At 40.6% G+C, this 12662-nt stretch carries 9 protein-coding genes and 1 pseudogene; 4 read left to right on the top strand and 6 right to left on the bottom strand.

Going from position 1 to position 12662, the window contains the following annotated elements; genetic code table 11:
- From aspS to asnS, 3 genes and pseudogenes are all read right to left on the bottom strand, one after another.
- Positions 1-695, bottom strand: a 695-nt coding sequence (gene aspS, locus REG_RS14855; RefSeq protein WP_039908466.1) for an aspartate--tRNA ligase, incomplete at its 3' end; no start/stop codon positions are given.
- Positions 696-842: 147 nt separating this feature from the next.
- Positions 843-1952, bottom strand: a complete 1110-nt coding sequence (locus REG_RS09010) for a porin (RefSeq protein ID WP_006705357.1) — start codon at positions 1950-1952, stop codon at positions 843-845.
- 330 nt (positions 1953-2282) lie between these two features.
- Positions 2283-3694 (bottom strand): annotated as a pseudogene (asnS, locus tag REG_RS09005) (asparagine--tRNA ligase).
- A gap of 253 nt (positions 3695-3947) precedes the next feature.
- On the opposite strand from asnS, the gene pepN reads away from it, so the two are divergent.
- Together pepN and pyrD are read left to right on the top strand one after the other, a co-directional pair.
- Positions 3948-6626, top strand: a complete 2679-nt coding sequence (gene pepN / locus REG_RS09000) for an aminopeptidase N (RefSeq protein WP_006705355.1) — start codon at positions 3948-3950, stop codon at positions 6624-6626.
- 129 nt (positions 6627-6755) lie between these two features.
- Positions 6756-7766: a quinone-dependent dihydroorotate dehydrogenase gene (pyrD, locus tag REG_RS08995; protein ID WP_006705354.1), complete on the top strand. Its 1011-nt coding sequence runs from the start codon at positions 6756-6758 to the stop codon at positions 7764-7766.
- 120 nt (positions 7767-7886) lie between these two features.
- On the opposite strand, the gene REG_RS08990 is transcribed toward pyrD, so the two are convergent.
- Complete coding sequence (locus REG_RS08990; RefSeq protein ID WP_006705353.1) at positions 7887-8705, bottom strand: hypothetical protein; 819 nt, start codon at positions 8703-8705, stop codon at positions 7887-7889.
- Positions 8706-9090: 385 nt separating this feature from the next.
- Here REG_RS08990 and REG_RS08985 point away from each other — a divergent pair, with 385 nt between their 5' ends.
- Complete coding sequence (locus REG_RS08985; RefSeq protein ID WP_006705352.1) at positions 9091-9906, top strand: hypothetical protein; 816 nt, start codon at positions 9091-9093, stop codon at positions 9904-9906.
- A 31-nt stretch (positions 9907-9937) separates the two neighbouring features.
- Positions 9938-10399 carry a hypothetical protein gene (locus tag REG_RS08980; RefSeq protein ID WP_006705351.1) on the top strand — a complete coding sequence of 154 codons (462 nt, stop codon included), beginning with the start codon at positions 9938-9940 and terminating at the stop codon, positions 10397-10399.
- Between the two features lie 103 nt (positions 10400-10502).
- Here REG_RS08980 and REG_RS08975 read toward each other — a convergent pair whose 3' ends face one another.
- Positions 10503-11660, bottom strand: coding sequence for an EscU/YscU/HrcU family type III secretion system export apparatus switch protein (locus REG_RS08975; RefSeq protein ID WP_006705350.1), 1158 nt, complete (start codon positions 11658-11660; stop codon positions 10503-10505).
- 257 nt (positions 11661-11917) lie between these two features.
- Entirely contained in the window at positions 11918-12631 is a 714-nt protein-coding gene (gene sctT / locus REG_RS08970; RefSeq protein WP_071985210.1) for a type III secretion system export apparatus subunit SctT, read from the bottom strand.
- Positions 12632-12662 lie beyond the last annotated feature (31 nt).

The following is a 12662-nucleotide window of genomic DNA, read 5'->3' as shown; positions in this document are numbered from 1 at the left end:
ATTTGAGTGAATTCAGGTTGACGATCAGAACGTAAATCTTCATCACGGAAACATTTAACAATCTGATAATAGCGATCAAATCCTGACATCATCAGTAACTGTTTGAACAATTGAGGGGATTGTGGCAACGCATAAAATTTGCCTTGATGGACTCGACTGGGAACCAAATAATCGCGCGCACCTTCTGGTGTGGCTTTGGTTAGCATCGGGGTTTCGATATCAAGAAAGCCCTGGTTTTCCATAAATCGTCGTACCAGCGCGGTGATTTTAGCGCGAGTTTTTAACCGTTGCGCCATTTCTGGACGCCGCAGATCCAGATAACGATATTTTAACCGTTGTTCTTCACTGTTAATGTGGTTGTTATCCAGTGGCAAAGGAGCACTGGCATTAATAATGGTGAGTTTCGTCGCAAAAACCTCCACTTCACCGGTTGGCATGTCATGATTGATTTTATCTTCGTCCCGCGCACGCACGATACCGGTGATTTGAATACAGAATTCATTACGCAGTTTTTTTGCTTCATCAAGAGCCAGGGATTGATCTTGATCGAAAAATACTTGGACAATACCTTCTCGATCACGTACGTCGATAAAAATGGATCTCCCGAGATCTCGGCAACGATTAGCCCAGCCACAGAGTGTTACTTCTTGATTTACATGGGAAAAATTTAACCGCCCACAATACTTAGTACGCATACTTTATCCTTAATGAAATCTCTTTTTTCACTGCCATGCGGCTAGGATATCACTCTGTTAAAAAACCTCATCCATTTTAATAGCAAAAAGCAGAGTCGAAACTCTGCTTTTTGGCTTATTCACCTTATGTTAGACAACAATAGATGATTAGAACTGATAGAACACGCCAATACCGACGACGTCTTTAGTATTCACACCATGATATTCAGTAAAGTCATTTTTCTTCAGCAAATTAACTTTGTAATTAACATAGGCGCCGAAATTTTTGTTGAAGTTATAGTTAGTACCAACAGTCATATATTTCAGCAAATACTCGCTACCGTAATTTCCATCCTCATCTGCGCCTTCGGCTTTAGATTGCACATAACCAACGAAGGGCTGCAGACCAAAATCTAACTGGTAGCGGGCGAGGAGTTCAATATTTTTTGTTTTCGAGGCAATACTATTTTCCACTTCGTGATCTGTATTATAAGCGCTCCTGCTACCATAGGGAGTCATATTTCTAGTTTCTGCATACATTGCCGCTAGGTATAAGTCGTTATCATCGTATTTGGCTCCGATATTCCACGCTTCCGCTTTCTTGCCCTTCGCATAAGAAGTTCTTTGTGCATCGGTACGCTTAGAAGAAGAGTAAGCCGCACCTACCGCAACGCCGTAACCAAGATCATAAGTAGAAGAGACAGCAAAACCTTCACCATTCTGGTTTTTCAGCTCTCTACCCTTATTTGCGCCTTGGTATTGCAGCGCAACATTCAAGCCTTCAGCCAAGCCAAATAAATTATTGTTACGATAAGTGGCTACACCGGTAGCACGTGAGGTCATGAAATTATCAGGATTAAAGATAGTATCACCACCAAAAATAGGCTGACCATCAGTCCAAGCGTTAACATCATACAGCAAGCCGTAGTTACGACCGTAACTCACTGAACCGTAATCGGCAAATTTCAAGCCGGCAAAAGCAAGAAGGGTTCTGTTTCCTGAATTGCTCCTAGATTCGGTACTATTGGCGTTAACTTCGTGTTCCCAGACGGCAAAACCGCTCAGGTCGTCAGCAATCTGCGTTTCGCCTTTTAAGCCAAGACGTACGTAAGAATCATCACCGCCTACGCTTTTGTTACTCGAGAAGAGATGGCGCACATCAGCTTTACCGTAAAGGTCAAGCTGATGGCCATCTTTATTATAAATTTCTAACGCATTGGCTGCATTAGCCGCTAACAGAGCAGGAACCAGTATGGCGAGAATATTGCGCTTGAACATAGCTATTACCTTTATCGGTTTTATTGTTATACAAAATAATTATTTTAAAAAAATAATGAGTTAATCGCGACGCACAATTTTTCATTTTTGGGGAACTATTGTCAATACTTCGATGTCGCTTGTGCTATCAGCACCCAGTGTTCCATCCAAACGGAAGTTAATCTACCTGGAAAGTGATACAAAATACATAAATTAGTTTCATTTTGAAACCAAATGTAATCAAATGTTAATAAGTAAGGTTTTTTAATAAAAATCGGCTACTTCAATTATGAATAAAGCCAGCAAATACTGGCTTTTGTTTATCAAATTAATAATTTCAAATTAATGAGATTAAAAACTAACATTCCTCGGCGTGCGTGGGAAAGGGATCAAATCACGCACATTTGTCATCCCGGTGACATAAGCAATCAGGCGTTCAAAGCCTAGCCCAAACCCTGCATGGGGCACGGTGCCGTAGCGGCGCAAATCACGGTACCAAACATAATCTTCTTTTTTCAATCCCATCGCGGTTAAACGCGCGTCGAGTACCTCAAGCCGCTCTTCACGTTGTGCGCCGCCGATAATTTCACCGATACCGGGCGCTAACACGTCCATGGCGGCAACGGTTTTCTTATCGTCATTAAGACGCATATAGAAGGCTTTAATCTCTTTAGGATAATTTTTCACCACCACAGGGGCTTTGAAATGTTCTTCCGCCAAATAACGTTCATGTTCAGAAGAAAGATCGATTCCCCAAGTCACGCGGTTTTCAAAGAATTGCTTCGATTCCTGCAAAATTTTAATGGCGTCGGTATAGTCAACCTGTGCAAAATCTTTGCTGATAAAATCTTGCAGACGGGTGATCACTGTTTTATCTATCCGCTCAGCAAAAAACGCTAAATCATCCGCACGTTCATTTAATACTGCTTTAAAAAGGTATTTCAGCATTTCTTCTGCTAAACCAGCGACATCATCCAGATCAGCAAAAGCCACTTCCGGTTCAACCATCCAAAATTCGGCAAGATGGCGGCTAGTGTTGGAATTTTCCGCGCGAAAAGTAGGGCCGAAAGTATAGACTTTTGATAGCGCACAGGCGTAAGCCTCCGCATTTAATTGACCTGATACGGTGAGAAAGGCTTCTTTACCAAAAAAATCTTTATCGAAATCTATCTTGCCATTCTCAGTACGTGGCAGATTTTCCAGATCCAATGTCGAAACGCGGAACATCTCACCGGCGCCTTCGGTATCTGAAGCAGTGATCAGCGGGGTTGATAGCCAAAAATACCCCTTTTCATGGAAAAAGCGGTGAATGGCCTGGGCTAAGGTGTGGCGAACACGTGCGACCGCGCTAATCAAATGAGTACGTGGACGTAAGTGCGCAACTTCACGTAAATATTCAATACTGTGACATTTTGCCGCCATGGGATAAGTCTTAGGATCATCCACACAGCCCTTCACCACCACCTCGGTCGCTTGCATTTCAAACGCTTGTCCTTTTGCCGGCGAGGCAACAATTTGCCCGCTAATTTCCACCGAACAACCGGGAGTCAAGCGCAGTATTTCTTTTTCATAATTAGCCAGCGAGTTATTAACGACCACCTGTAGTGAAGCAAAACAGGAGCCGTCATCAACAGCGATAAAAGAGAGACCCGCTTTAGAATCCCTCCGAGTGCGTACCCAACCGCGTATCATAACTTCACTGTTCTCGGGGCTCGCCCTTGCAATACATCTACAATAGGAAATACGTTAAGCACTATGCTCATAAGTTTCTCTCTGTTAATAATAAAAATAGGGTTTTTGCGAAAATATAGCCAAATCAGTTTAATTTGATTTAAGGCGGAGGAGCACAGACAGTACAAATAGTACGGCAAATGACGACGACACAGAATCAAATTAAACTGATTTGGCTATAGTGAGTTAACAAACAGAGCACAACTCAATACAATGACGTCACACTATGTTACTGGTGACGATCCTGGACACAGGTAACAATCATTGATGAGGCCAAAATTTTTTATGACAACATCCACAACTCAACCGTCTACCATCAAATCAGAGCCACCGGTTAAATACCGTCACGATTACCATCCCCCGGATTATACCATCACCGATATCGATCTGGATTTTACTTTAGATGCAGAAAAAACTACCGTGACGGCAGTGAGTAAAATTAAACGCCAAATAAAAGAAAATGCGCCTTTGATCTTAAATGGCGAGAATTTAGTTTTACTGAGCGTCTGTGTCGATGGGCAGCCATGGAAAAAGGCTTATCAACAAAATAATCACTTGATCCTCGAAAATTTGCCAACAAATTTCACGCTCACCATTGTCAATGAAATTCATCCCGCCACCAATACTGCCCTTGAAGGGTTGTATCTGTCGAATAACGTATTATGTACACAATGCGAAGCAGAAGGTTTTCGCCATATTACTTTTTATTTAGATCGCCCTGATGTACTAGCGCGTTTCACTACCCGTATTACCGCGGATAAAGCGCGTTATCCTTATTTGCTTTCCAATGGCAATTGTATTGAGAAAGGAGATTGTACTGTAAAAAAAGGGCAACCGGATGGTCGTCACTGGGTGAAATGGCAAGATCCCTTTCCAAAACCTTGCTATCTGTTTGCGCTGGTCGCAGGGGATTTTGATCTGCTGCGCGATCACTTTATCACCCGCTCTGGCAGAAAAGTCTCATTAGAACTTTTTGTCGACCGCGGTAATTTAAATCGGGCAGAGTGGGCGATGACCTCACTAAAAAGCGCCATGAAGTGGGATGAAACGCGCTTTGGCTTGGAATATGATCTGGATATCTACATGATAGTGGCGGTTGATTGTTTTAATTCCGGCGCGATGGAAAACAAAGGGCTAAATATTTTTAACGCCAAATATGTGTTAGCAAACGCGGAAACAGCAACGGATAAAGACTATCTGGATATTGAAGCCGTGATTGCCCATGAATATTTTCACAATTGGACCGGCAATCGTGTGACTTGCCGTGATTGGTTTCAATTGAGCCTTAAAGAAGGGTTGACGGTATTTCGTGATCAGGAATTTAGTTCAGATTTCGGCTCGCGGGCAGTGAATCGTATCAAAAATGTTCGGCTGATGCGTTCGGCTCAATTTGCCGAAGATGCCAGCCCCATGGCGCATCCTATTCGCCCCGATAAAGTCATGGAAATGCGAAATTTTTATACACTAACGGTGTATGAAAAAGGATCTGAAGTGATCCGCATGATCCATGCTTTATTGGGCGAAGAAAAATTTCAAGCCGGCATGAAACTCTATTTTGATCGCCACGATGGCTGTGCGGTGACCTGTGATGATTTTGTCCAAGCGATGAGTGATGCCAGCAAAATTGATCTCACCCTGTTTCGCCGTTGGTATAGTCAATCTGGCACACCATTACTAACCATCCGCGACAGTTATGATGCCGAAAAACAGCAGTATCATTTAATGGTCAGTCAAAAAACATTGCCCAGTCGAGAACAAGCGGAGAAATTGCCATTACATATTCCGTTAGATATTGAGCTCTATGATGATAGTGGCAATGTGATTGCGCTAAAAATGAATGGCGTGGCGCAGGGCTCAGTACTGAATGTGACAAAAGCAGAGCAGCGTTTTACTTTTGATCAGGTCAACTGCCAACCCATTCCTTCTTTATTGCGTGAATTTTCCGCGCCGGTAAGGCTAGATTATCCTTATAGTGATCAGCAATTAACTTTCCTGATGAGGCATGCGCGTAATGCATTTTCACGTTGGGACGCCGCCCAAAGCCTACTTGCGATCTACATTAAACAAAATGTGGATCATGCACAGCCAGAAGCCCCCTTGTCTTTACCGCCGCAGGTTATTGATGCTTTTCAGACTGCATTGTTAGATAAAGATCTTGCTTTAGCCGCCGAGATAGTCACTTTACCGACTGAAAATGAGATGGCGGAATTCTTTACCATCATTGATCCACACGCCATTCGCCGGGTTTATTACGGCTTAACCCGCTGTCTGGCGAAGGAATTAGCCGAACAATGGCAAACGCTATATCACAGCAACAAAATCACTGTTTACTCAGCAACACATGGCGATATGGCTAAACGTGCCTTAAGTAATATTTGTCTTAAATACCTCGCCTTTGGTGATAATATCGACGTAGCGGATCAAACCGTTAGCACTGCATACTATCAAGCCAATAATATGACCGATGCCCTGGCAGCACTGGCGTCTTCGGTGGCCGCTCAACTGCCTTGTCGTGATGAGCTTTTAGCGCACTTTGAACAGCGTTGGCAGCAAGATGGCTTGGTGATGGGTAAATGGTTTACATTACAAGCCACCAGCCCGGCTGACGATGTACTTGATCGCGTGAAAAATTTACTAAAACATCCCTCATTTAGCTTAAATAATCCTAACCGCACACGTTCACTGATTGGCAGCTTTACTGCCTCCAATCCGGCGGCCTTTCACGCCCTCGATGGGAGCGGTTACCAATTTTTAGTGGAAAGGTTATCTATTTTAAACAGTAAAAACCCACAGTTAGCATCACGTCTCATCGAACCATTAATCCGCTTTAAGCGCTATGATCCTGAACGTCAAAAATTAATGCGTAATGCACTGCAACAGTTAAAAACATTAACTAATTTATCGAGTGATATGTATGAAAAAATAGAAAAAGCATTAGACCTCTTTCCAAACCGTAGCGAGTGACGCGAAGTCAAGGCGCCCGGCGCACAGCAACCTTCGTTGCCATATAAGTACATGAGGATTGCGAGCACCGGGCGCCTTGACTTCGCGTCACTCGCTACGGTTTGGAAAGAGGTCTATTAGGAGAATAATATGTATACCCCCCTCATTAAAAAAATACTATTTCAACTTGATGCTGAACGGGCGCATGAACTCACCATGCAGGGATTACAACGGCTAGCAGGCACACCCCTAGCGTTTTTATTACGTCAGTCAGTACCGACTAAAGCCCTCAGCTGTATGGGGCTATCCTTTAAAAATCCGTTAGGGCTTGCCGCCGGATTGGATAAAGACGGTGAATGCATCAACATTTTAGCGGCGATGGGATTCGGGTTTATTGAAATTGGCACCGTCACGCCACGTCCTCAAACGGGGAATGATAAACCCCGTTTATTTAGAGTGGCGAAAGCCGAAGCCTTGATTAATCGCATGGGTTTTAATAATAAAGGCGTTGATAATCTGATCAACAATGTAAAAAAAGCGCGTTTTGATGGCATCTTGGGCATCAATATCGGCAAAAACCACGATACCCCACTGGAACAAAGTAAAGAGGATTATTTGACCTGCATGGATAAAATTTATCCTTATGCCGGCTATATCACCATTAATATTTCATCGCCTAACACCAAAGGATTACGCTCATTACAATACGGTGAGCTGTTGGATGATTTATTGGTGTCGATTAAAAATAAACAAAACGAACTGCATCAGCAGCAAGGTCGCTATGTTCCAATCGCCATCAAGATCGCGCCGGATCTAACCACCGATGAATTAATTCAAGTGGCTGACCTGTTAGTGAGACATCATTTGGATGCGGTTATTGCCGCTAATACCACCTTAGATCGTACGTTAATTCAGGGGCTCGATTACTGTGAACAAAGCGGCGGCTTGAGTGGTCGGCCATTGCAATCACGCAGTACTGAAGTGATCCGCCTGCTATCACAAGAATTAAAAGGCCGCCTGCCGATCATCGGTGTTGGCGGTATCGATTCACTGATGGCGGCGCGAGAGAAAATAGCCGCAGGAGCCTCTTTGATTCAGATTTATTCCGGCTTGATCTTTCATGGGCCGAAATTAATCAAAACTATCCTGGCGGATCTTTAAACCAAGCACGCGGTCTGAGCTTTTCTACCCTGATCGTCAAAGATCTGATAAACATACTGTTTAGTTTATGTTTATCAGATTAATTTTAAATCACAGCATCTAAAATAAAACGCTTTGGGATTATGCTCCAAAAATACTTATATTGTTGAAAAGATTCAAGAAAATAAATAGAGGTCCTTTTATCCTCTGCCATAATCCACCGGTTTTCTCGGATGGATTTTTTTCTAACGGTTTATTTTTCCCCCTAGGATAGCTAGTGCTTTCTTCACTGTACATATGCCTAAAGTTTTCTTTACCTTCAAGCCCAAGATGCATATGCCTTTTTAGCTGAAGATCTTCCTTCTCATTACTAGATGGATTTAATTCTGGCAGACGGTAACGCGGATTAAATGGATTTCTTTCTACTGGAAAGAAATTCTCATAAAATGGATTTGAATCTGGCGTCTGGGCTTCATTAGCATCATTAGCATCACTAGATGGCGTTAATTCTGGCCGATATGGCTGCTGATAGTCATTTAATCTATCAGGCTTTTTTTGGCTCTGAATTATTATATGCCTAGTACTTTTCATACCTCTAGCTTTCATACCTTTAGCCCAAGGATACCTAGGATGCTTATGCTTAATAATTTTCTTACTTGTAGTCCTTGGCAGATGGACTTTCTTCTTATCACTAGATTGATTTAAATGTGACCAACCCACTGTCCCCTTAATCGATATGACTGCATTAGGAGAATACCAATGCTCAATATCACTCATAGCCCACTTCTCTAAAATTACTTTAGCCTTTTCTATGCATTCCCAAAATGAAAAACGTGTTTGACTATTTTTAACCTCCTTTACATTTTCACTAAATTCACTAGCGCCATCTAGTTGACTTACGTTCCCTAAAGTATCTGGTTGACTTACGTGCTTATAGTTTGTGAGCATCTCAATACCCATAAATAATTTCCTCTTTTAATAAAATAAATACATGTAACTTCATATAAATTAAGATAAATTTACATAAGTCAATTAATCCTATTTCGGGCATTTTATATATTTGATTGCCTGCCGCTTTAATAAAACGCTCATGCTTAAAAAAGAATATTTTAACGGGCTGCAACGCCTCAGTGATATGAGCGCTTTTTGCAAGAAGATTATATTTTCTTATGTATAATTCAATTTAATAAAATATAGGTAAATAAGGTTATGTTCTTTTTTTCGATAGCATCGATAACAAAATAACAGGCAAGTGTAATATCTAAAATCACTTTATTTTGCACCGGTAATAGCCTTTATCATTATTTTATAAAATTTTAATTTTATTAAGTGGAGAGTAAATTTTATGTGTGTTATTGCTAATTATCATAGAGCCACTTCTGAAGGAGTGAACAATTTTTATAACCAAAAGGTACCGATACCAGTACATGAACTCATCGATAAATTAAAAAACGGCACAGCACAGAAAGATAAAAGCACCCTTGCTACAATATGGAGTACGATCAAAGAATTTTTTTGTGGAAGTGATGAAAAGAAGGTTTGTGATGCTTTCTATACTCTATTTGACAAAAATAGTAGTCAAGATGACCGGACAAAAGCACTTTTAGAGTTCATTTCTTATTTTACAGCAGAATCGAAACAACCACTCACTTGGTATAGCGCTCCTGATGGTTCACCCAGTTTTGTTGTCAGCATGAAGTTTTCAGAGGGTACATTTTATTCACTGCCAATGGCATTTAGCGAGTTAGCAGAAGCTTATAATCAATTGGCTTATGGACAGTTCGGCCATAAAAATGAAAAATTGGCTAAATCTTTATATAAACATATCAACTACGTTAGCGACCCTAACGCCCCTGAATACCCTAATGACCCTAAGGTATACGAAAATTTTACAAAATTTTTAGCCGATAACCCTCATAATGTGTCTTCATTTGCAGATATGCTAAAAAATATCACTAATGAATTACTATTTAATGAAATAATAGATAGTCATGTACGCAAATTGATTGATTCAGAAGAAAATAATTCTTCTTGGATGGATTACCTTGACATTACAAAACATCTGGAAGATTTTTCCGGTATACGTTTGCGCGAAAGACCAATAACTAATTCAAAAAAAATTAACCATTCTCTGGCAAATTTTTTTAGATATCATTGTTAATTCGGAAAATTCCGAGCTCGATTTAAAATATATGGAAAGATTTTTAAATAAAGAATTGCTTCCTGAACACGTATATGAAAAATTAGTTTCCACATACGAGTATATTGCGACAGAGCTTTGTAAAGACACATACGAAAATGGACTTCCTTATTATATGTTTGGATATAACAATAGAGAAATTGTAATAAAAACTATTTTTATCCAGCTATTAGTCAATGGTGAAATAGAAATGCTAAAAAATATTGATGCTCAACTCTCAGGGCTACAATATAAAAAGGATGCTCATCTATTTCTTAAAAAATTACCAGAAACATACCAAGAATTATCAAAAAAGCATGAGTTATCTTATTACGAAAAAAGATTATTAGATTTCCTAAAGGAAAATCCGAACTATAGGAAAATCGAGGCATCAAACTTGCTGACTACTTTTGCTAATGGTGTTGTGACTGGTGCTAGTGCTGTTTTTAATGCTTTTATTGACTCTGAAGATTAAAGGGATCAAAATCGGCAATACAGCGCATAATGAAAAAAAAGAAATCGGTGAGGGAATATTAGCCCTCACCGATTTTTCCTTAGTACTTATTTTTTAAGCTTAACTATTTTTCAGATACGTTTTCTACGCTATCTTCATTCTCATTATTAGAGACGGCCTCACTTTCACTGTTTTCAGCCTTTACTTCCTCTTGACTGTCGTTATTCGCAACTTCTTCATATCCGGCATTTTCTACCTGATGTAACCAAATCATTAACTGTATAATCTCATCGATAGCATCAAGACTGATAAACGAATAACGCTTATGGGTTTTTAATATACGGCGCGCCAAAGGAACGTTTGGATGATAGGAACACCCATTTTTTTGGCATACGCCCTTACCGCTAATGCACGCTGATTGGTTTCCAATACCGAAACAGAGGGGGATGGTGATCGAAGCGGTTTCAGGATCGGGTCTATAATAAATCCCCACCGCAATATGAGTCGGGTTAGCAATAATAAAGTTTGAGTTTTTAACGTCAGATTTAATTTGTTCAGAAAGTAATTCACTGTGCAGCTCACGTCGTTTGCTTTTTATTTCCGGATTACCGTCTTGTTCTTTCATCTCACGTTTAAATTCTTGTTTATCCATTTTCAGATCTTTGATATACAGAAAAAACTCAGCTAACGCATCTAAAATTAAAATAATGATAATACACACAAGACAAGTGAAAATGATCGCTTGCAATAATTCACCCCAAACCACCGTCATATCATAAGGCGTACCATGTAATTGTTGGAATAATAATCCTTTCTTGTTATGCCATACCAGGAGCGCAGAAATAAAAAAAGTCGCTAAATAAAGCAGAGATTTCACGGCATCTTTTGCTGTCCGTAAGCTGAATATTTTTTTGAAACCTTTGGCGGGATTGATGGCACCAAAATTAAATTTTAACGCTTTGGTCGCGATGACAAAGCCCGTTTGTAATAACGTAGGCAACGCGGAAGCAAATACGCAAAGCAATATAATAGGCAGCAGGATTTGTAATCCTATCCATAATACCGCCGTCGTATAACGATGAATGTCATAATCAAAATCATTGGCGATAACACGCCGGTAGGCTCCCATCAGTTCGACAAAAGAGCCCATTGAAATAAGGTATTGCGCGCCACAAAGGATAAGACAGGCAATAATAAAATCTTTACTCTTAAAGGATTGACCTTTTTTAGCGGAATCTTTTAATTTCTTTTGGGTAGGTTTCTCTGTTTTATTTGATGACATTTATTTTATCCGACTCGGCGTTAATCTATTAATAAGCAGAAAAATTTTCTTGGGTATTAGACCGCTTTCGAAACCGTAGCGAGTGGTATTAAGTCAAGGCGCCCGCGGCGCACAGCAACCTTCGTTGCCATATAAGTACATGAGGATTGCGAGCACCGCGTAACGCAGACTTAATACCACTCGCTACGGTTTCGAAAGCGGTCTATTATAAATTAAGCTAACGGCGTCAAATGTCATGAAAGGTAAGGTAATGCGCGTTATTTTAAAAGTTGGTTAAACCAAATGTTTAATAAATCAGGATGAAAAGAAAGTTGCATAATAATATCCGGCAAACGAGCCGAGAAATAAATCATAATAATGACAAAGGCGACCGTTCCTTTAATCGTTAATGCAATAGAAAACGCATTTAACTGTGGCGCGAAGCGTGAGAGCAGTCCCAATATGGCTTCTGTCATTAATAGCGCCGCGATGACTGGACTCGCCAAAACTAACGCTTTAACCATCAGTTGGGTCAAGATAGATAATAGCGGTAATAATGCAGGGGAACACTCCGTTAAGGGATCACAAAAACGATAACTGGCATCATACACTTCCAGCAATAATGTCATCCCGCCGCCTTGCAAAAAAATAACGGCAGCAAAGAGATTAAAAAAATTAGCTAATTCAGAAGTATCAACCCCGCTGATAGGATCAATACTACTACTGATTGTCGCCCCTCTTTGGTTGTCGACAATCGATCCCACCGCATGTAATACCCAGAATGGCCAAGCAATGACGCTGGCTAATAATAATCCGATGGTCACTTCTCTACTAATTAAACCCAGATAGACCAAAGCATCAAAAGGAGGGCGTTCTGTCGGCGCATGTGGCCATAATGCAAAGGCAACCAACATGGTTAAGGGAATGCGTATGCCAGCACTTAATACGTTGTTGTTAAAAAAGGGTAATAGGAAAAACGCGCGCCAAAACAGCCTTCCCTCACATGGCTAAAAGCCTTGTTAT

The sequence above is a fragment of the Candidatus Regiella insecticola LSR1 genome (genome assembly GCF_000143625.1).
Taxonomy (GTDB): Bacteria; Pseudomonadota; Gammaproteobacteria; order Enterobacterales; family Enterobacteriaceae; genus Regiella; species Regiella insecticola.
Note: the sequence above shows the minus strand (reverse complement) of the source record. Positions and strands in the feature narration are given on the sequence as shown.

Bases quoted from the DNA above. Each gene is read 5' to 3' on its own strand.
- REG_RS09010 (WP_006705357.1), bottom strand. From the start codon at position 1,952: ATGTTCAAGCGCAATATTCTCGCCATACTGGTTCCTGCTCTGTTAGCG.
- pyrD (WP_006705354.1), top strand. From the start codon at position 6,756: ATGTATACCCCCCTCATTAAAAAAATACTATTTCAACTTGATGCTGAA.
- REG_RS08980 (WP_006705351.1), top strand. From the start codon at position 9,938: ATGGAAAGATTTTTAAATAAAGAATTGCTTCCTGAACACGTATATGAA.
- REG_RS08985 (WP_006705352.1), top strand. From the start codon at position 9,091: ATGTGTGTTATTGCTAATTATCATAGAGCCACTTCTGAAGGAGTGAAC.
- pepN (WP_006705355.1), top strand. From the start codon at position 3,948: ATGACAACATCCACAACTCAACCGTCTACCATCAAATCAGAGCCACCG.
- REG_RS08975 (WP_006705350.1), bottom strand. From the start codon at position 11,660: ATGTCATCAAATAAAACAGAGAAACCTACCCAAAAGAAATTAAAAGAT.
- REG_RS08990 (WP_006705353.1), bottom strand. From the start codon at position 8,705: ATGGGTATTGAGATGCTCACAAACTATAAGCACGTAAGTCAACCAGAT.